This is a genomic window from Pedobacter sp. Leaf176 (assembly GCF_001424305.1).
Taxonomy (GTDB): Bacteria; Bacteroidota; Bacteroidia; order Sphingobacteriales; family Sphingobacteriaceae; genus Pedobacter.
The window spans coordinates 701,806-721,306 of sequence record NZ_LMPD01000003.1 but is presented as its reverse complement, the minus strand read 5'-3'; the positions used below and the strand labels follow the sequence as shown (position 1 = coordinate 721,306).

20 protein-coding genes are annotated in these 19,501 nt (G+C 36.9%); 15 read left to right on the top strand and 5 right to left on the bottom strand.

Features of this window, described 5'->3' with window-relative positions; all coding sequences use genetic code 11:
* Positions 1-77 precede the first annotated feature (77 nt).
* Positions 78-1,238, bottom strand: a complete 1,161-nt coding sequence (locus ASF92_RS11955; RefSeq protein ID WP_157263850.1) for a tetratricopeptide repeat protein — start codon at positions 1,236-1,238, stop codon at positions 78-80.
* 244 nt (positions 1,239-1,482) lie between these two features.
* On the bottom strand, positions 1,483-2,061 hold the full coding sequence (locus ASF92_RS11950; RefSeq protein WP_056092897.1) for a phosphoribosylglycinamide formyltransferase: 579 nt from the start codon (positions 2,059-2,061) through the stop codon (positions 1,483-1,485).
* Positions 2,062-2,296: 235 nt separating this feature from the next.
* Between ASF92_RS11950 and rpsT the strand changes: the two genes are divergently transcribed.
* The 14 genes from rpsT (at position 2,297) to ASF92_RS11880 (ending at position 16,977) form a co-directional block, all read left to right on the top strand.
* Complete coding sequence (gene rpsT, locus ASF92_RS11945; protein ID WP_056092894.1) at positions 2,297-2,551, top strand: 30S ribosomal protein S20; 255 nt, start codon at positions 2,297-2,299, stop codon at positions 2,549-2,551.
* 73 nt (positions 2,552-2,624) lie between these two features.
* A complete protein-coding gene (radC, locus tag ASF92_RS11940) occupies positions 2,625-3,323 on the top strand; it encodes a DNA repair protein RadC (RefSeq protein WP_056092891.1) in 699 nt (232 codons plus the stop codon).
* A 69-nt stretch (positions 3,324-3,392) separates the two neighbouring features.
* Positions 3,393-4,229: an endonuclease/exonuclease/phosphatase family protein gene (locus ASF92_RS11935; protein ID WP_056092888.1), complete on the top strand. Its 837-nt coding sequence runs from the start codon at positions 3,393-3,395 to the stop codon at positions 4,227-4,229.
* Positions 4,230-4,232: 3 nt separating this feature from the next.
* Complete coding sequence (locus ASF92_RS11930) at positions 4,233-5,006, top strand: prolipoprotein diacylglyceryl transferase (protein ID WP_056092885.1); 774 nt, start codon at positions 4,233-4,235, stop codon at positions 5,004-5,006.
* A complete protein-coding gene (locus ASF92_RS11925; protein ID WP_056092882.1) occupies positions 4,999-6,393 on the top strand; it encodes a radical SAM protein in 1,395 nt (464 codons plus the stop codon). The genes ASF92_RS11930 and ASF92_RS11925 overlap by 8 nt, the downstream gene beginning before the upstream one ends.
* Position 6,394: 1 nt before the next feature.
* Positions 6,395-6,583, top strand: coding sequence for a hypothetical protein (locus ASF92_RS11920; RefSeq protein WP_056092878.1), 189 nt, complete (start codon positions 6,395-6,397; stop codon positions 6,581-6,583).
* A 7-nt stretch (positions 6,584-6,590) separates the two neighbouring features.
* Positions 6,591-6,782: a hypothetical protein gene (locus tag ASF92_RS21405; RefSeq protein ID WP_056092875.1), complete on the top strand. Its 192-nt coding sequence runs from the start codon at positions 6,591-6,593 to the stop codon at positions 6,780-6,782.
* 212 nt (positions 6,783-6,994) lie between these two features.
* Positions 6,995-9,394 (top strand): phenylalanine--tRNA ligase subunit beta, encoded by a 2,400-nt coding sequence (pheT, locus tag ASF92_RS11910; RefSeq protein WP_056092872.1) that lies wholly within the window; start codon positions 6,995-6,997, stop codon positions 9,392-9,394.
* A 31-nt stretch (positions 9,395-9,425) separates the two neighbouring features.
* On the top strand, positions 9,426-9,716 hold the full coding sequence (locus tag ASF92_RS11905; protein ID WP_056092870.1) for a hypothetical protein: 291 nt from the start codon (positions 9,426-9,428) through the stop codon (positions 9,714-9,716).
* 32 nt (positions 9,717-9,748) lie between these two features.
* Positions 9,749-10,039, top strand: a complete 291-nt coding sequence (locus tag ASF92_RS11900; RefSeq protein ID WP_056092867.1) for a cell division protein ZapA — start codon at positions 9,749-9,751, stop codon at positions 10,037-10,039.
* Positions 10,040-10,348: 309 nt separating this feature from the next.
* Positions 10,349-11,920, top strand: coding sequence for a ribonuclease Y (rny, locus tag ASF92_RS11895; protein ID WP_056092864.1), 1,572 nt, complete (start codon positions 10,349-10,351; stop codon positions 11,918-11,920).
* 93 nt (positions 11,921-12,013) lie between these two features.
* A complete protein-coding gene (locus tag ASF92_RS11890; RefSeq protein ID WP_056092862.1) occupies positions 12,014-12,529 on the top strand; it encodes a DUF962 domain-containing protein in 516 nt (171 codons plus the stop codon).
* Positions 12,530-12,640: 111 nt separating this feature from the next.
* Positions 12,641-15,436 carry a TonB-dependent receptor gene (locus ASF92_RS11885; RefSeq protein ID WP_231729800.1) on the top strand — a complete coding sequence of 932 codons (2,796 nt, stop codon included), beginning with the start codon at positions 12,641-12,643 and terminating at the stop codon, positions 15,434-15,436.
* Between the two features lie 83 nt (positions 15,437-15,519).
* Positions 15,520-16,977 (top strand): hypothetical protein, encoded by a 1,458-nt coding sequence (locus ASF92_RS11880; RefSeq protein ID WP_056092854.1) that lies wholly within the window; start codon positions 15,520-15,522, stop codon positions 16,975-16,977.
* Positions 16,978-17,040: 63 nt separating this feature from the next.
* Here ASF92_RS11880 and ASF92_RS11875 read toward each other — a convergent pair whose 3' ends face one another.
* Positions 17,041-17,343 carry a hypothetical protein gene (locus ASF92_RS11875; protein ID WP_056092851.1) on the bottom strand — a complete coding sequence of 101 codons (303 nt, stop codon included), beginning with the start codon at positions 17,341-17,343 and terminating at the stop codon, positions 17,041-17,043.
* A 146-nt stretch (positions 17,344-17,489) separates the two neighbouring features.
* Here ASF92_RS11875 and ASF92_RS21250 point away from each other — a divergent pair, with 146 nt between their 5' ends.
* Positions 17,490-17,642: a hypothetical protein gene (locus ASF92_RS21250; protein WP_197413285.1), complete on the top strand. Its 153-nt coding sequence runs from the start codon at positions 17,490-17,492 to the stop codon at positions 17,640-17,642.
* Here ASF92_RS21250 and ASF92_RS11870 read toward each other — a convergent pair.
* Together ASF92_RS11870 and ASF92_RS11865 are read right to left on the bottom strand one after the other, a co-directional pair.
* Complete coding sequence (locus tag ASF92_RS11870; protein WP_056092848.1) at positions 17,639-17,914, bottom strand: hypothetical protein; 276 nt, start codon at positions 17,912-17,914, stop codon at positions 17,639-17,641. The two genes, ASF92_RS21250 and ASF92_RS11870, sit on opposite strands and share 4 nt — an antisense overlap.
* Positions 17,915-18,035: 121 nt before the next feature.
* A complete protein-coding gene (locus tag ASF92_RS11865; protein WP_369817093.1) occupies positions 18,036-19,250 on the bottom strand; it encodes a hypothetical protein in 1,215 nt (404 codons plus the stop codon).
* Between the last annotated feature and the right edge of the window lie 251 nt (positions 19,251-19,501).

Sequence of the window (19,501 nt, the reverse complement as noted above, 5' to 3'; positions counted from 1 at the left end):
TTGGAGGGATGATCGCGTAAGTTTTAAACTAGTTTAGCATAATGAAATGTGAGAAGTGGTTGTTATGCTCTTTACCGTTACTTTCTGGCTATATCGATATAGTAATCAATTTTGTGGGTTGACGGATCAATTAATTTTGCTTTTTCAAACAGTTCAAGCGCTTTCTTGTCGTTATTTTGTTTAAGTTGATAAATGCCTAAGTTGCGGTAGGCGTAGGCATTTTCAGGATCCAGTTTAAAAGATTTTTCGATGTCCGCAAGTCCGTCTTCTAAATCGCCAAGCATCATTTTAGCGAATCCCCTGTTGTTGTAAGAATATGCGAAGCTTGGATCAACCAGAACGGCCCTGTCGAATAATTCAATCGCATTTTCGTACTGTTCAATGTTATTCAAAGTAAAGCCTAAGTTGTTTAGTGAATATTTATGGGTTGGATCAAGGGCTAGTGAAAGGTTATAATATTCTATAGCCAGTTCATTTTGTTCTAAGTGCGAGCAGGCCAGCGCAGCATTCGAAAAATCGTCAGTATCGAATTCACCTTCTTTAAGGTGTTCCATGGTTACTTCTCTGGCTCTTTCATAGTTTTTGGCATGCAGATAGGCTAAAGTAGCAAGTTTGAAAATTTCCGGTTGCCTGACTACTTTCAGAACCTTTTCATAAAATAGTGGCCCGGCTTCAGCATAGTGTCCTTCATCGAATAGTTTTAATGCACGATTGACCACAGGTTCCACTTGTTTTAACTTTAGCAGGTTTTTGATTTGCTTGCCGTCGTTATTGATCGGTTTCCCCTGACTGGTTTGGATTTGCTTTGATGTAGGAATGAGGCTTTGCAACATGCTATAGATAGCAACGCCCAGTAAGATTGCTATACCAAGCTTAACCGAGCCATGCCAATCGAAGTATAACGCTGAGGTAAAGGTTATCGCCGCCACAATTAAAGGCATAACGGGACCGGCAAGGAGCTGGATAATCTTTTTATTTAATGAAATCAACTGATTGTCTAACAAACACATTCCTCCGATCCATTTAAAAGGGTTTTTGAGGATATAGAGGGTGAGTTTTCCTATTGAATATTTGTAAGACGCCGGTGCATCGCCATAAGAGCCCAGGTATATTGTTGCGCCTGCCTTTGAAAACAGCATCCCGGTAACTGCATGGCCAAGTTCATGGAGAACTATAATCACCATGAAGGAAATCCGGCAGAGCATAGCTCCGATCAGCAGAATAAGGAGAAAATTCATGGAAAGGCCATCTGGGTTTATATTCTTATCTGAGGTTTTTAGTAAGATTTAAGGTATAAAGTTTTGCTAAAGCAAAAATTGCAAGCTGTATAAGTATGCGCTTATTAAAATTTGATGCAAGGCTAGAGGAAATTAAATATATAGCCTTGGCCTCATTCGATCAAAAACATGACATATTTTTATGCTGAACGGTAAAGTGTAATTGTTATTTAGGTTGAAACTTAATTACAATACTAACAAGCAATTACTTTTTTATCTTTTTAACAATACTTTCTACTATTCTAGGGTAGTGGAGGTGTTCCAATTGCTGACCCTTAAACTTCACCATTTCAAGGTTATCGTTCTTGTCAATTTTATATTTAGCCTGATAAATATATTCCCCCTCATCATAATTTTCGTCGACATAATGAATGGTAATCCCGCCCTCCGGTTCGTCTGCAGCAAGTACCGCATTGTGCACATGGTCGCCATACATACCTTTACCACCAAATTTTGGCAAAATTGAAGGGTGTATATTGATTATTCTTCCTGGATAAGCAGCAATTAAGTTCTTCGGAATAAGCCATAAAAATCCGGCAAGTACAATGAAATCTATATCCAGGTTTTTTAATAAATCGATGACGTCGTCCGTTTTATAGAATTCGTGCTTATCAAAAATATGACTTGGAATTTCAAAATTATCAGCTCTTTGCAAAACATAAGCTTCTGCATTATTGGTTAATACCAGGGCAATTTCGATATCGGTGCTTCGTTTAAAATGCTCCATGAGTTTTTGGGCATTGGAGCCCGAACCCGAAGCAAAGATGGCTATTCGTTTTTTCACTCAAAATTCGTTTCACCAAAAATAGCATTTTTAAACAGCTATTTTAGTGGAGGGCGTTATTTGTGGTATTTATTATTGATTTAGAATAAATCAAAGCTATTTTTGTACATTAAATAAAGGGCTGAAAAAAAATCAATAAAAAAATAAAAAGTGTTTTGCGATTTAAAAACATTAATCCTATATTTGCAACCCGAATTATAGGAAACGAATAAGAAAAATAAAAGGCTAAATTAAAATGGCAAATCATAAATCTTCATTAAAAAGAATTAGAGCAAACGCTACAAAACGTTTACGTAACAGATATCAGGCAAAAACTACACGTACTTTTATTAAAAGATTACGTGCAGCTGAAGATAAAAAAACTGCTTCAGATTTATTGCCTAAAGTAATTTCTATGTTGGATCGTTTAGCTAAGAAAAACGTTATTCACAAAAATAAAGCGGCTAACAATAAATCGAAATTAACTAAATTCGTTAACGGTTTAGCATAAGCTATTTTTTTTTACGATATTAGTAAAAGGCATCCCAACCAAAAGTTGGGATGCCTTTTTTTTATCGAAAAATATGGCGCATTACGAACAAAAAATTGGTATAAAACTTTGGGCTGAAGAAGACAGGCCGAGAGAGAAACTTTTGTTAAACGGGAGAAGGCATTTAACAGATGCTGAATTGATAGCCATTTTAATAGGCTCTGGCAATAAAAATGAAACGGCAGTCGATTTGAGTAAACGGATTTTAAGTTTTTACGAAAATAAATTGACTAAACTGGGTAAGGCTTCTATTTCAGAACTTTCAAAATTCAAGGGCATCGGCGAGGCTAAAGCAGTTTCCATTGTGGCTGCATTGGAATTGGGTTTAAGGCGCAATGAAAATGCAAATGAAGAAACCATTCAGGTTACCGCTTCAAGCGATGTTTATAAATATATGCACCCCACTTTTGCTCATTTAAATCATGAAGAATTTTGGATTTTGCTATTAAAACGTTCCAATAAAATTCTCAGCAAGCATCTTATCAGCAAAGGTGGGCAAGCAGGCACGGTAGCCGATCCGAAAATTATTTTCAAGATAGCATTGGAAAATAATGCAGCCAACATTATTCTCGCACATAACCATCCATCCGGAAATTTAAGGCCTAGCGAAAGCGATAATAAATTGACCAGAAATTTAGCAGCTTCGGGTACAATGTTAAATTTGTATGTTGTAGACCACCTTATCTTTACAGATAGTGGCTATTATAGCTATAAAGATGAAGGCTTGCTCTAAAATTTAATTGATATCAATGATTTAACATTAAGTCAATTTACAAAAGGAACATTTTTGTAAATTGGCCGTATGAAAACATTTATATTAGGCTTATGTCTGTGCTTTAACATTTCGGTTTTTGCTCAGAAAAAACAAGTTCCAGTTAATGTAATTACTTATAACGTTCGCTACAATAATCCCGGCGACGGTATAAACGCATGGCCAAACCGGAAAGATAATGTCAAAGCATTGGTTAAATTTCATGATGCCGATATCCTTTGCGTTCAGGAGGCCCTGGCAGAACAGTTTGACGCCCTAAGCGAAAATACAAACTTCGATGTTGTAGGCGTAGGCCGCGATGACGGTAAGCGAAAAGGCGAATTTTCAGCTATTTATTTCGATAAAACCCGGTTTAGGAAAAAAGATGGCGGTACTTTTTGGTTATCTGAAACGCCTGATGTTCCTTCAAAAGGTTGGGATGCTGTTTTGCCAAGAATTTGCAGCTGGGTAAAATTGTATGATAATCTGAACAAACAGGAATTTATTGTTTTTAATACCCACTATGACCACGTTGGTGTAAAGGCAAGGATAGAATCAGCAAAGCTCATTAAACAGAAGATACAGGAAATTGCACCAAAGCTGCCTGTGATTTATACGGGCGATTTAAATGTTACGCCGGAAACGGAGGCCATCGCCACTATAAAATCTTTTCTTCAGGATGCAAAGGAAATTTCAGAAGAAGCGCCTTATGGACCATCAGGTACCTTCAATGCATTTGATTTCAACAGCGAATTAAAAAACCGTATTGATTATATTTTTGTAAATAAAGGTTTTAAAGTTCAAAAGTTTGCTGTACTTAGCGACAGTAAAGACAAAAGATATTTTTCGGACCATTTGCCTGTTTTTGTAAGGCTTTTCTTTAAATAATTATTGAGCGCAAACCACTTATTCCCCTTTCAGTTTCGATTTTTTGGTGAATACTATCACTATCATTATATTTTTGAAACGCTGGCATTTATAATAGGCGTTAGGATATACTATTATCTAAAAAAAGGTACTGCCGATCAGATTTCGGATGAAAATCGTTTGTGGATCATGCTGGGCGCAATGCTTGGCGCTTTAATCGGGTCGAGGGTTGTCGCGATTTTGGAAACACCCAGACAATTGAATCACATCACTTTTTTTACGCTCTATCAAAGTAAAACCATTGTGGGTGGTTTGCTGGGTGGACTTTTTGGTGTGGAATTTATAAAAAAGATTATTGGTGTCAACATTGCTTCAGGCGATTTGTATGTTACCCCAATCCTGGTCGCCTTATTTATCGGTAGAATAGGTTGTTTTTCAATGGGGATAGATGAGCCAACTTATGGCGTACCAACCAATTTCCTTGCCGGTATGGATTTGGGCGATGGCATTCAAAGGCACCCCATCATGCTTTATGAAATGTTGTTTTTGATAGCATTACTGTTGCTTTTTAACAGTCTTAAAAAGAAAGAGATGCTTAATGGCGATCGCTTTAAACTCCTAATGGTTTCGTATTTTCTTTTTCGCTTCCTCATCGAATTCCTCAAGCCTTATGAGTCGTTGTTCTTAAATTTAAGCAGTATTCATTGGTCGGCATTGTTTATTTTTCTTTATTATTATAGATTCATAATAAGAATAGTGAAATCTGCCTTCACTGAACAAACGAAAGAATATGGCTAATATCCGAGATTATATCTACTACGACTATACCAAAAGCCTTTGCCCTCAATGTCTTATGCTTTGTGATGCAAAAATTGTTTTTCAGGATGCGAAGGTATTTATGCTTAAAAATTGTAAGACACACGGAGATAGTAAAGTGATGATTGCTGATGATGTGGAATACTATAAGCAGATTAGAAATTACAACAAGCAATCGGAAATGCCGCTTAAGTTTAATACGAAAGTGCATTATGGCTGTCCTTATGATTGTGGGTTGTGTACAGACCACGAACAGCATTCCTGTTTAACCGTTATCGAAGTTACCGACAGGTGTAACCTCGCATGCCCTACCTGTTATGCCATGTCATCTCCGAATTATGGCAGGCACCGAACGCTCGAAGAAATAGAACGCATGATGGATGTGGTGGTTGCCAATGAAGGTGAGCCAGATGTAGTGCAGTTGTCAGGAGGCGAACCAACCGTCCATCCGGATTTTTTTGCGATCCTGGATTTGGCCAAAACCAAGCCGATTAAGCATTTAATGGTTAATACCAACGGCATCAGGATTGCCAAGGATATAAACTTCGTGGAAAAACTGGCTTCTTATATGCCCGATTTCGAAATTTATTTACAGTTCGACAGTTTTAATGCCGATGTGCTGACACGTTTAAGAGGGGAAGATTTGACAGAAGTTCGAAGGAAAGCAATTGCCAACCTCAACCAGTTTAACGTATCAACAACCCTTGTGGTTACCTTACAAAAAGGATTAAACGATGGCGAAATCGGTGATATCATTGATTACGCTACGAAACAGAAATGCGTTCGCGGGGTTACTTTTCAACCCACACAGGTTGCCGGCAGAAACGATGATTATAATGACCAGGCTGGTAGAATTACATTAACCGAGGTTCGCAGGAAAATTTATGAGCAATATCCGACTTTTACGCCACAGGATTTAATCCCTGTTCCTTGTAATCCTGATGCGCTTTGCATGGCTTATGCTTTGAAAATCGGCGACGAAGTAATCCCGATGACACACCTTATAAATCCCGAAGATTTATTAAACAATTCAAAAAATACAATCGTTTTTGAGCATGATGAAAAGTTGAAAGAGCATATGCTTAATCTCTTTAGCACCGGCGTATCGGTAGATTGTGCCGAGGATACTTTCGGTGAGTTAATGTGCTGTTTGCCCAGGGTGAAGTCTGATAACTTGAGTTATGATAATCTTTTTCGTATTATTATAATGAATTTCATGGATCCGCTGGATTTTGATGTCCGCGCGGTCAAGAAATCATGCGTACATATTGTAAGTGAAAAATATAAGATCGTACCGTTCGAAACCATGAATATTTTTTATCGCGATAATAAAATTGACGCCATCAGGGCTGAATTAAATATGAAGTAGTATGCTGTTTTTTCTTCTTATACTTTACGGACTGGCGACAGTAGTTTTATTTGTTGTTGGTATAATTATGATGATTGTAGCTGCATCGAATAATGCGCCTGTAAAACCAGGATTAAAACTCCTCATCGCTTCAGTAATCATGGTTGTAATTGGTTTTGGCGCATGCGCAGTTATTCTTGCTAACAGTTAACGATACTATGGGCATAATCATCTATTGGGCTATTGTTGGATTTCTTTTATTTGTCGGAATTATCCAGCTTATTATAAAATCAATAAAGAACCAACCACTTAAACCTGCGTTACGCTTAATCATTGCTTCGGTTATTATGCTGGTTATCGGTGCCGGTGCTTGTGCGGTAATCCTGTCTAATCTTAAAATTAATCATTAATTTATTTTTAATGGCGCCATCACATCGGGTATAGTTTATTCCAAGTGTGAGGACACAGACTATGGCGTATTGGGGAGGACGGAATTTTTTCCAGCAAGTTCTCTCGTTTAGCTTTCTGCTTTGCGCTTTAAATAATATCTTTGCGTTTTATGAAACTGAGTATCGCTCTTGCCTTTTCTTGATACTTGATACTCAATACTTGATACTAACAAATGAAAATATCATATAACTGGCTAAAACAATTCGTTCAAATAGACCAAACACCTCAGGAACTTTCATTAATTCTGACCAATGTGGGCTTAGAGGTGGAAAGCGTTGATAAAGTTCAGCCTGTTGCCGGCGGTTTAGAAGGTTTGGTTGTTGGAGAAGTTTTAACTTGCGTGCAGCACCCCAATGCGGATCGATTACGTGTAACCACTGTAAATATTGGCGGTAAAGAAAATCTGCAAATTGTTTGTGGTGCACCAAATGTGGCTGCCGGACAAAAAGTTGTTGTGGCCACGGTTGGTACAACTGTTTATCCCTTAGAAGGTGAGCCTTTTAAAATAAAGGAATCGAAGATTAGGGGAGAAGTGTCTCAGGGGATGATTTGTGCTGAAGATGAAATTGGTTTAGGCAAATCTCATGATGGAATTATGATCTTATCTACGGATACGGAGATAGGTATTCTGGCAAAAGAACATTTTCAGCTCAATGATGATCATGTTTTTGAAATTGGCTTAACACCCAACAGGGCTGATGCAGCTTCACATTTAGGCGTTGCAAGGGATTTGGCAGCATATTTCAAAAGTGAATATCAAATGCCAGATTTATCTTCCTTCAAGGTTGATAATGACAATTTAGTTATTCCGGTCGAAGTCGAAGATTTAATTGCCTGTCCACGCTACAGCAGCCTTACCATTTCTGGTGTTACCGTATCAGAGTCGCCGGATTGGTTAAAAGACAAATTAAAAATTATAGGATTACGTCCGATTAACAATGTTGTGGATGTTACCAACTATGTTTTACATGGTTTTGGACAACCTTTGCATGCCTTCGATGCCGATAAAATTGCCGGCGGAAAAGTTTTAGTGAAAAAGGTAGCTGAAGGTACTCCATTTGTAGCCCTGGATGATGTTGAGCGTAAATTAAGTGCAGACGATTTAATGATCTGCAATACAGAAGCACCAATGTGTATTGCAGGGGTTTTTGGCGGTAAGACTTCGGGGGTTGATGCAGACACAAAAAATGTATTTCTAGAAAGTGCTTACTTCAATTCGGTTTCTGTCCGGAAAACATCTAAAAGACATGGTTTAAAAACGGATGCATCTTTCCGTTTCGAGCGTGGTACTGATCCTGAAATACCGGTTACAGCTTTAAAATATGCTGCGATTTTGATCAAAGAACTTGCTGGTGGTGAAATTTCGTCACCGGTTTCTGACATTTATCCAAACCAGATTAAGCCTTTCGAATTTGAGGTAAGCTATTCAAATATCAATAAGCTTATCGGCGCCAATATTCCATCGGCAGAGATTAAACATATTATAACAGCTTTAGGAATTTCGGCTACGAGTACGTCAGATGATGTTTTAGCCTTGAGAGTACCTTCTTTCAAAGTTGATGTTACCCGCGAGTGCGACATCACGGAAGAGGTTTTGCGTATTTATGGTTACAATAACATTGCGATTCCGACGAAAATAAATGCATCGCTTTCAAACAGCTCAAGGCCCGATAAGGAAAACACCCAGAATGTAATTGCCGATATGCTTACCGCCAACGGCTTTGCAGAAATCTGGTGTAATTCGTTAACAAAATCTGCTTACTCCAAAAATCTAGATGAAGCTGTATTTATTTTAAATCCATTAAGCAGTGATTTAAATGTAATGCGCCAGAGTTTGTTAATGCCTGCGCTGGAAAGTGTGGCTTACAACCAAAATCGTAAAAATGCAGATGTGAAGTTTTATGAATATGGTAAAACCTATCATTTAATAAATGAGAAATATGTTGAGCGCCCAAGGTTATTGCTTTTAATTTCTGGCGCTACACAGAGCGAACAATGGAACCAAAGCACAAAATCAGCATCATTCTATAATTTAAAAGCTGCGGTTGATGCGGTGATTTCCCGTCTGGGTATCACAACCTATCAATCCGATGTTTTGCAGGATGAAAACTTTGCTTATGGAATTAAATATTTCAGAGGGGATAAAACCCTGGTGAGTTTTGGCGCTGCAACAAAAGCCGACAGGAAACAGGCTGATGTGAATGCAGAAGTGTTCTATGCAGATTTTGATTGGGCCGGATTGCTTGACATTGTTAAGAAGAATAAAATCGTTAACAAAGACGTTTCAAAATATCCGCAGGTAAGAAGAGATTTATCTATGTTGGTGGATAAAGGTATAACCTTCGATTCTTTAAAAGGAATTGCATTTAAAACCGATAAAAAACTGATTAAAGAAGTGGGTGTTTTTGATGTTTACGAAGGTGATAAATTACCGGAAGGTAAAAAGTCTTACGCTTTAAATTTTATTTTACAGGATGAAGAGCAGACCCTTACCGATAAACAAATCGAACAAATCATGCAGAAACTAATCGCTAATTTAACGCAACAAGCAGGTGCAGAAATTAGGAAATAAAATTTAAATTCGTATTTTTAGAAATAAATTCATGACTTCTGTTGCAGATCAGTTAGATAAAGTAATACAAAAAACAGCACGTATAATCGAGTTGTGTAATGCTTTGCAGGAAGAAAATGATTTGTTAAAGCTTGAAAACCAATCGTTAAAAGTTGCACTTGATACTTTTAAAGGCAAACACAGCGAACTCGAGGAAAAACTGAGGGTTACCAAGATTGCAAAAAGTATTGAGGGTACGAGCGAAAAGTCGCTTGACATTAAACAAAAAATTAACGATTTTGTGCGGGAGATTGATAAAAATATCGCATTGCTTAAAAAATAAGCGATGGGACAAAATCAGAAACTAAGCTAACAATGGGAGAAATCTCGATTAAGATAACCATTTCCGACCGTATTTATCCTTTAAAGGTGAATACAGAAGAGGAAGAGATTGTGAGACGGGCGGCAAAAATGATTAATGAACGCATAAAGGATTATCAGGATAATTATGCGGTCAGAGATAAGCAGGATCTTCTTTCTATGGCTGTATTGCATTATGCAACCGCTGTATTAAGAACAGAAAATAAAGTACAAAACCAGGATACTGCTGTTGCTGATAAAGTTGAAGAATTGGATGTTTTACTCAACGGTTTTTTCACTAAATAAAGGTTCGTTCTTTGGGCGATTCGTCACTCTGAACTTGTTTCAGAGACTTGATAAATGAGATTCTGATGAATCCGATAGTTATTGGATCAGGATGACGGTGCTCTTATTAGCATAAAAACATAGCCGCGGCTGGTTTTTTGAGTTTCAATTTTATAAAACTTAACACTTCAATATCTATGGGGTTAAGAGGGCGTATTTCATCTGCTTCGGCACCTGAAAATGGCTTAAATCCCAATTATGCTTAGTTGAGGTTTAAAATGATGAGACTTAAAAAAATTAGTTGCGGTTTTTTTTTACTTAAAAAACAAAATGGAGATAACGGAAATTTTAGGATACATATTTGCCTTAATAGCAGGCTTAGGTATCGGTATAGCAGTAGGCAGGTTCCTGCTGCGCAACTTGCTTAAACAGCAGGAAGTTGCTGCACAGAATAAGGTTAAAAAGATTTTAAAAGATGCAGAGAATAATGCTGAAATTTTAAAAAAGAATAAACTTCTCGAAGCAAAAGAGAAATTTTTGCAGTTAAAAGCAGAACACGAACAGGAAGTTAACGCTAAAAATAATTCAATAAACCAACGCGAAAATACAATGAAACAGAAAGAACAATCTGTTAATCAGCGTTTGGAAAATTTTAATAAAAAGGAAGCTGAACTTGATAAACAGAAAGTTCATTTAGAAAAACAGACTGAACTTGCCATTAAAAAGCAGGAAGAAGTAGAAGTTTTAAAAAACCAGCATTTAACACAACTGGAAACTATTGCTGGCTTATCTGCAGAAGAGGCTAAGAACCAATTGGTAGATAACTTAAAAGAAGTTGCCCGTACACAAGCCATGATTCAGATCAAGGACATTGTTGATGAGGCAAAATTAACTGCAAGTAAAGAAGCAAAAAAGGTGGTTATCCAAACCATTCAGCGTACAGCAACTGAGGCTGCCATAGAGAATTCTGTTTCCATCTTCCACATCGAAAGTGATGAAATTAAAGGTCGGGTAATCGGTAGAGAGGGTAGAAATATTCGAGCCTTAGAAGCCGCTACCGGTATCGAAATTATCGTTGATGATACACCGGAAGCAATTATCTTATCAGGTTTTGATCCGGTGAGAAGGGAAATTGCCCGTTTGGCCTTACACCGTTTGGTAACCGATGGTCGTATTCACCCGGCTCGTATCGAAGAAATTGTAGCGAAGACTAAAAAGCAAATTGAAGATGAAATCGTCGAAATAGGGGAACGTACCGTTATCGATTTAGGGATTCATGGCTTACATCCAGAATTAATTCGTATGGTTGGCCGTATGCGTTATCGTTCATCTTATGGGCAGAATCTCTTACATCACTCGCGTGAGGTTGCGAACTTCTGTGCTACAATGGCTGCAGAATTAGGTCTAAATGCGAAGATGGCAAAACGCGCCGGTTTATTACACGATATCGGTAAAGTGCCTGATGATAATCCGGAATTGCCTCACGCAATTTTAGGTATGCAACTTGCAGAAAAATATAAAGAACATCCTGAAATTTGTAATGCAATTGGTGCCCACCATGATGAAATCGAAATGACGTCGATGATCTCTCCAATTATCCAAGCTTGTGATGCGATTTCCGGTGCCCGTCCTGGTGCCCGTAGAGAGGTTGTAGAAAGCTACATTAAACGTTTAAAGGATTTAGAAGAGTTGGCACTGTCTTATCCTGGTGTTGAGAAAACTTTTGCAATCCAGGCAGGAAGGGAACTTCGCGTAATTGTAGAAAGTGAAAGAATTACCGATGCACAGGCTGAATTATTAGCTGCAGATATCTCTACCCGTATTCAAACGGAGATGACTTATCCAGGCCAGATTAAAGTTACCGTTATCAGGGAAACCCGTTCAGTGGCTTTTGCGAAGTAAAAAATAGCCCATATAGGTTTTAAAACCTATATGGATTCTAATAAACAAAGGTAAAAGCGATGGATATTTCATCGCTTTTTTTATTTTTACATAATGAGCAAGCAAACCAAAAAACCGGAAATAAAGCGTCCTGTAGATGTTTATTTCGATAAATATCAGGAAAGCCATAACAACCACACCAATGAAGTTATCCACTGGATTTGTGTGCCGTTAATTATCTTCAGTTTATTAGGTTTGGTCTGGTCAATCCCGTTTCCACAATTAGGTTTTTTAGGTAAGTATAACGGATTCGTAAATTGGGCATCATTCTTAATTGCTTTTTCCATCTACTATTACTACCGTTTGTCTCCTGTTCTCTCCTACATGATGCTAATTCTTGTATTTCTTATGAGTTGGGGAATCGTATCGTTAGAACAATGGGAAAAAGCAGGCGGACCTTCTGTTTGGTTAGTTTGTCTCATCATCTTTATCATTTCATGGATAGGGCAATTCATCGGTCATAAAATAGAAGGTAAAAAACCTTCTTTCCTGGATGATGTTAAATTCCTGTTAATTGGCCCGATATGGTTATTGCACTTCATTTGCAGGAAAGTGGGTATTAAATACTAAATCAAAAGCCATTAACATTAAATTAACCTTTAGCTAAACAAAGCTTAATTAACATCTAACATATAGCTAACATTGTGGTAATAGCTTTGCCTAAAATTAAATACAGGCAAATTGAACTCACTCAAACTTTTTAAAAGCGCAGCATTAACAATGCTGGTTTTATTTTTAAGCATAGCTGCTTACGCTCAAACCGGTAAAATTTCAGGCGTTGTATCAGATACGAAAACAGGAGAAACTTTAATTGGCGTTACCGTTAAAATTAAAGGTACAACGAAAGGTGTGTCAACTGACGTTGATGGAAAATACACTTTACAAGCCATGGCAAATGGCAAATACACGTTAGAATTTTCTTATGTAGGGTATCAAACCAAAGAAGTTTCAGACATTGAAGTTAAATCTCCGGCTGTTACTAATCTAAGTGTTACACTTAGTGAGGCCAGCGGGCAAAATCTTGGTGAAGTTGTTATTAAAGCCAGCTTTAAGCAAGAATCCATTAATACTTTATATGCACAGCAAAAAAACAGTGCGTTAATTTCTGATGGTATCTCCAGCGAACAAATCAAAAAATCGCCAGATAGAAATACATCTGACGTTTTAAAACGTGTTAGCGGAGCAACGATTCAGGATAATAAATTTGTTATCGTTCGTGGTTTAAGTGATCGTTATAATACAGCCACCTTGGATAATTCGACGCTTCCAAGTACAGAAGCAAATAAAAAGGCATTTTCTTTCGATATTGTACCATCTAACTTGGTCGATAAAATTACCATCAGCAAGACTGCAACACCTGATCTTCCTGCGGATTTTGCAGGTGGGGCGGTTCAAATCGTAACTAAAGATATTCCGGACCAAAATTTTCTTTCATTTGGCGTAGGTTATGGCTATAACAGTCAGTCGACTTTTAAAGATTTCTTAGCGACAAAGAAAAACGCTCAGAACTATTTGGGCTTCGAAGATGGTTCAAAACAATTGGCTGAGAACTTTCCTAGTAGTGAACAAGTAGCTAAAGGAACATTGACAAGTTCTAAAAATATTGCTGCGCTAAAATCATTGCCAAACGATTTAACAGTGAAAAACAGGTCTGCATTACCAACGCAGAATTATCAATTGAGTTTAGGCAGGGTAAAACATTTCGAAAGTGGCAATACATTCGGTGCCCTGATCTCGGCAACATATAGAAACGCACAAACGATAAATCAGGATGTTGAACGTAACTTTTACGTTTACAATTACACCGATAATCAATATAAATTCTCTACCAACCTTGGTGGATTGGCAAACTTTGCCTACTCGTTCGGAAAGAATAAAATCAGTTTCAAGAATATTTATAACAGAAATTACGACGATACTTACGCAGAAAGAACCGGTATAAAAGACGGTAACTCATTAAACCGTTTTTATGCCTATGACGTTATGCAGAAGTCACTTTTCAAAACGACTTTAGAAGGTGATCATCAGATTGGTGAGGGAAATAATAAATTGAAATGGACTGCATCTTACAGTAATATCGGTAATAATCAGCCAAACCAGTTAAAAATTAACTATACAAAACCTTTAGCTGCCCAGAACGATCCAAGTGTATTGTATCAGGCAAACATTACCTCTTTAGGTAAAGATAACACACGTTTATTCTCTGATTTAAATGAAGATATATATTCGGGCGATGTAAACTATAGCACACCATTCAAATTATTTGATGCTTCGACAACTTTTAAATTGGGTTTAGGCTCTCAATATCGTGACCGTAACTTCGCTGCAAGGTTTATTGGTGCGGAATTAATTACGAATAATCCAGATTTGCAAACGCAAATCAGAAGCTTGCCGGTAAATCAGATATTTTCTCAATCCCTTTTTGAATCAGGCGTTTACAGACTTGCAGAAGTTGGTGGTGAATTAGATAGCTATAAAGCAAATTCATTTACCAATTACGGTTATGTAATGCTTGATCAGAAATTTGGCGAAAATTTCAGAGCCGTTTACGGTGCAAGGGTAGAAAGCTATAACGTTAAGGTGATGAGTATCAGCAGGACTTATGTTGATGATTCGCAGGTTGATGTTTTACCATCAGTAAACTTAACTTACAGCTTAACTAAGAAAGCCAACTTACGGGCATCTTACTACCGCACATTAGCAAGACCAGAATTCAGAGAGTTGTCTCTATCATCATACTATGACTACGAATTATTAGGTAACATTACTGGTAATCCAAACTTAAAGCGTTCGTTAATTGATAATGCTGATATTCGATACGAAATTTATCCGGAAGCTGGTCAGTTGTTCTCAGTGTCCGCTTTTTATAAGCACTTTACCAATGCAATCGAATCGTATCGTTACGATGTTTTGTCGACACCTGATGTTTCATTTTTTAATACACCTAAAGCTTATACTTACGGTTTAGAGTTTGAAGGCAGGAAGAATTTAAACTTTATAGGCGACAATAACTTCTTCAAGAACACAACGGCCTATGTTAACTTATCTTTAATAAAATCTAAAGTTACCAACCCGACAGACCAGAACTATATCGATAAAACCCGACCAATGGTTGGTCAATCTCCATATGTTGTCAACGCAGGTTTGCAACATAGCGCTTTAGATAATAAGCTTAATTTCAATGTTCTTTACAATAAAATCGGAAGAAGAATTGTTCAGGCAAGTGGTATCAACTTTCCAAGCACCTGGGAAAACCCAAGAGATGTAATCGATCTTCAGGTAAGTTACAAAGTCCTTAAATCGAAAGGCGAGTTTAAATTAAATGCTGGTGATATCCTTAACCAAAGAAGCATAATTTACTTTGATTACAACGGCGATAAAAAATATAATGGCAGCATTGGTAACGGTGGGGACGAGACGTTTTCATCTTACAGGTCAGGAAGAAATATCTCATTATCATTTAACTATACTTTTTAGTCATTAACAATTTGGTAACAGGATATTAATCCTGAATAAAAATTAAAAATCTCTATTTGTAAAAAAATATTAAAGCAAAAAAAATGAAAAACCAATTTATACTACTTGCCTTATCAGTAGTTTTATTTTCAACTTCTTGTAAGAAGAATGTGATTGTGGAAGGGCCTTCTACGGAAACCCCAGGCGGTGGTCCTACAACAAATGTTGTTGAAATCAGCGGCGAGATTTCAGCAAATACGACATGGTCTGCAAGCAAAATTTATTTATTAAAGGGATTCGTTTTTGTAAGCAATGGTGCAACATTAACCATTGAGCCGGGAACAATTATCAAAGGTGATAAAGCAACAAAAGGAACATTAATTATAACACGTGGTTCGAAGATTAATGCAACCGGTACGGTAGATAAACCAATCGTTTTCACATCGGCTTTAGCATCAGGTGCTCGTAGTCAGGGCGACTGGGGTGGCGTTATTTTGTTAGGTAAAGCACCAGTAAATCAAGGTACAGACGTAAAAATTGAAGGTGGTTTAGTTCAGCCAACTGGTAAAGATGAAAAATTATACATCTATTATGGCGGTACTGATGCTGCAGATAACTCGGGAACGATGAAATATGTACGTATCGAATACGGAGGCATAGCGTACTCAGTTGATAATGAAATTAACGGTTTAACCATGGGTGGTGTCGGCAACGGTACTACACTTGATTATATCCAGATTTACCGTTCTGGTGATGACGCTTTCGAATGGTTTGGTGGAACAGTGAATGCAAAACACTTATTGGCCATCGGTACTTGGGATGATGATTTCGATACGGATTTTGGTTATGCGGGTAATGTTCAATTTGCTTTGGCACAACGTGTTTCTACCGTTGCGGATCAGTCTCAATCTAACGGTTTTGAATCTGATAACAATGCAACCGGAACGGATCAGACACCCAAAACGTCTGCAGTTTTCTCTAACGTAACTGTTTTAGGTCCAATTAAAGCCAATGGCGGTTCATTTAATGCAAACTTCTATCACGGTGCTCAAATTCGTCGTAACTCTTCAATCAGTATTTTAAATTCAGTAATTTCTGGATTCCCAATTGGTTTATATATCGATGATACTAAAGTGGTAACCGCTAATTCTACCTCAGCGAACTTTACGAGTGGGAATATGGTTATTGCAAACAACTTAGTTTATGGTACAAAAACGACAGAAGTTTCTGTGAGTAATGCTGCTGCAGCTGCGGCGATTGAAGCTAAATTACGTTTAGACAACACATTTGCACAAACTACTTTTGCTTCTGCATTATATACAAGTCCTTATTTATACTTCAGCGATTTCGGTTCAGGTACTACGTTAGGTACGGCAGGGTTCACATTAGCGGCTAATTCTGTGGCAGCTACAGGTGCAGCATTCACAAACGCAAAAGTATCTGGTTCATTCTTTACTCAGGTAGCTTACAAAGGTGCTTTTGGTTCAGAAAACTGGGCTTCGGGCTGGGCAGAAGTTGATGCTCAAACTCTAGCTTACACAACTCCTGGTGCTGTTAAATAAAATATAAAGCTCAAAAATGCAAAAAGCCGGAACATATATTTGTTCCGGCTTTTTGCATTAATCTTATTCTGAAATTTCTTTTACTTTTGACGTTGAAGTCTTTCTTACCACAGGTTTAACAACTTTTTCTGCAATAGGTGCAACTTGTTCCTCTTTAATGAATGAAGCTATTGAATCTTCTACCGGAACGATACTGATTTTTTTAGAAAGCTGTTTCGCAAACTTCTTAATAACTTTATCTGCTTTTTTTACCTTGCCAAACTGACTTGCCGTTTCGCTGATGACAGCTGCTAATTTTGACTCTAACGCTTTACTTAATTTTTTGCTCGTCGAGTGATTTTTCGACTTGGATTTATTCTTTTTCATTGAACGATCTGGATTTCACCAAAGATAAAATTTCGCTGTGTTAATTTAGTATTATGATTATGTTAACAAGTGTTGGAATGGTTAACATATAAAATATTTCCCATAACTTAGTTTAAATCCATAGGTTAAAATTTAATCACACGAATATGAATTACCCAATATTAATCGGTGTTGCAGTTCTGGTCGTTATTTTAATTGCTTACCTGATTAAGAGAAACCAAAAGGACAAGAAGGTGTTTGAAAAAGAGACCATTCAGTCAGAACTTCCACCGGAGAAGGATGATAAAGAAAATATTTAAAAACGATTCCCCGGCGCAATGTCGCCACCCAGGTCGAGTGTATTCTGGAAACCTTCCAGGTATTGAAGTAAATGCCGCTCCGCATTTGCGTAAGAGTTAAAAGTAGATGCCGGTTCATAGGCATCAGCATCAGTTTTGCTTTTATAAAATGAACTGATTTTGAAAACGAAAACGTTGTCATCATTTATGGGTGACATAATTCTGGCCTTTATTGCATGACCGTTAACCTCAACAAAAAATTCCTTTAAAACAGTATATATAACAGCTGACATAAGTTTGGTTTTAAGATTTAACTCAAAATAAGAAATCTAAATTACCTTAAATAGCTCATGAATCAGTCTGTTGTTGATAACGTAATGATTTTTTAATATTAATTTAATCTTAAATTAACATTTAGTTTCGCTTAAGAGGGTCATAGTTATAAACAACTTTATAAGCAATATTCTTCAACTGAGCAGAAAGTTGCCCAACTTTTAAATCTTGTAGTTGGGGCGTAGGTTCACAGAAAACGTATTTCTGTCCTTTGTAAATCAAAAAATCACCTTTTATCGGTTTATCAAATTGGACTGCCATGGTTAGATGGGTAGGATATAGGAGTGCAACCATCGGTAAGTTATAAATTTCTTTAACCAGGTAGAAAAATAATGCAGCCCTGTCATCGCAATCGCTGTATTTATTTAATAATGTTTGTTCCGGAGATAATCGTTTTTCTTTTCCAAAGTTATCCTGATCGTTCTCATATAAGAAAGCATATCTGGTAAAGCGCATTAAATAATCCACGCCCTTTTTTTGGTCAAGGTTCTTCACATTTTTTTTCAATATTGGAATTAAAGAGCTATAAGTTTCCCGGCTAAGCGGAATGTTAAAATACGATTCGAAATCTACACCAGGGTAATTCGCGAAGATAGCCTGGACATCGTTATTCACCTTTAATTTGAAATGATAGTTCTTTTGCTTATAACTAAAATCTACATCTTTCTCTACATAACTTTCGGGTTTAAAATCCGGTAACCTGGTAACTTTATATGAGAAAGCATGTAGACCCTCGGGAATTGAAATGTTAACAGGCTTATATGCATTAGCTTGCTGAAATAACTTTCCATAATCATGATAATTTAAGCACATATACTTTCGGTCATCAATCATGAAAAAAGGAATATCACTGATGTCTTCATTGTTTTTTACATAGAAAATAATTTGTCCGTTGCCAACGGCTAGCCTTGCATCATAGCCGCATTTATTTAGTAAAAACCATTTATAAAGGGTGTAACGGCTGTAGTTTTTCGCCTTTGGACTTATCAATTCGGCAGTTTTACGAATTAGCTGATAATAAATCCAATCGTTAAGTTTATATTTTTCTTTATAGGCTGTTAGGGCTTTGGTTAAACCAGTATAATCTCCGCTATTAATCTCATTGTAAAAGTGTTTAACGGTCTCTGAAGTTGCATTGATTGGTGTATTTATAACAATTGATGGTTCTGCACTGAAATTAAACGTACCAGTATAAAATTCAAGCGAATAGTTTTGAGCTTTCGTTCTAATAAACGAAAACATGATGCAGATGCATAAAACTGCAATTGAAAAATACTTATATGCGTTTTCTTTCAATTTGAAATATTTGGTGATTTTAAATTTACATAATATTAATAAGGATTTAACATTTTGTTTTTGTAAATGTTAACTAATTGCTTAACTCTAGTTTAATATTATGTCATTCAATAATCTATCCTGACGTGAAGGCAGTCACACGTACTTCGGTATTTACTGTTTCACGCTCTTAAAGGAAGCTATCTGGGAAATCATTTGCCAGTTCATTTTTTGTACGTACCTATCTTTATTAAATTTTCAGGGAGTGATTT

Excerpts from the sequence above, each read along its gene's own strand:
- ASF92_RS11955 (WP_157263850.1), bottom strand. The coding sequence starts at position 1,238 with ATGAATTTTCTCCTTATTCTGCTGATCGGAGCTATGCTCTGCCGGATT.
- rpsT (WP_056092894.1), top strand. The coding sequence starts at position 2,297 with ATGGCAAATCATAAATCTTCATTAAAAAGAATTAGAGCAAACGCTACA.
- radC (WP_056092891.1), top strand. The coding sequence starts at position 2,625 with ATGGCGCATTACGAACAAAAAATTGGTATAAAACTTTGGGCTGAAGAA.
- ASF92_RS11935 (WP_056092888.1), top strand. The coding sequence starts at position 3,393 with ATGAAAACATTTATATTAGGCTTATGTCTGTGCTTTAACATTTCGGTT.
- ASF92_RS11925 (WP_056092882.1), top strand. The coding sequence starts at position 4,999 with ATGGCTAATATCCGAGATTATATCTACTACGACTATACCAAAAGCCTT.
- ASF92_RS11920 (WP_056092878.1), top strand. The coding sequence starts at position 6,395 with ATGCTGTTTTTTCTTCTTATACTTTACGGACTGGCGACAGTAGTTTTA.
- ASF92_RS21405 (WP_056092875.1), top strand. The coding sequence starts at position 6,591 with ATGGGCATAATCATCTATTGGGCTATTGTTGGATTTCTTTTATTTGTC.
- pheT (WP_056092872.1), top strand. The coding sequence starts at position 6,995 with ATGAAAATATCATATAACTGGCTAAAACAATTCGTTCAAATAGACCAA.
- ASF92_RS11905 (WP_056092870.1), top strand. The coding sequence starts at position 9,426 with ATGACTTCTGTTGCAGATCAGTTAGATAAAGTAATACAAAAAACAGCA.
- ASF92_RS11900 (WP_056092867.1), top strand. The coding sequence starts at position 9,749 with ATGGGAGAAATCTCGATTAAGATAACCATTTCCGACCGTATTTATCCT.
- rny (WP_056092864.1), top strand. The coding sequence starts at position 10,349 with ATGGAGATAACGGAAATTTTAGGATACATATTTGCCTTAATAGCAGGC.
- ASF92_RS11890 (WP_056092862.1), top strand. The coding sequence starts at position 12,014 with ATGAGCAAGCAAACCAAAAAACCGGAAATAAAGCGTCCTGTAGATGTT.
- ASF92_RS11880 (WP_056092854.1), top strand. The coding sequence starts at position 15,520 with ATGAAAAACCAATTTATACTACTTGCCTTATCAGTAGTTTTATTTTCA.
- ASF92_RS11875 (WP_056092851.1), bottom strand. The coding sequence starts at position 17,343 with ATGAAAAAGAATAAATCCAAGTCGAAAAATCACTCGACGAGCAAAAAA.
- ASF92_RS21250 (WP_197413285.1), top strand. The coding sequence starts at position 17,490 with ATGAATTACCCAATATTAATCGGTGTTGCAGTTCTGGTCGTTATTTTA.
- ASF92_RS11870 (WP_056092848.1), bottom strand. The coding sequence starts at position 17,914 with ATGTCAGCTGTTATATATACTGTTTTAAAGGAATTTTTTGTTGAGGTT.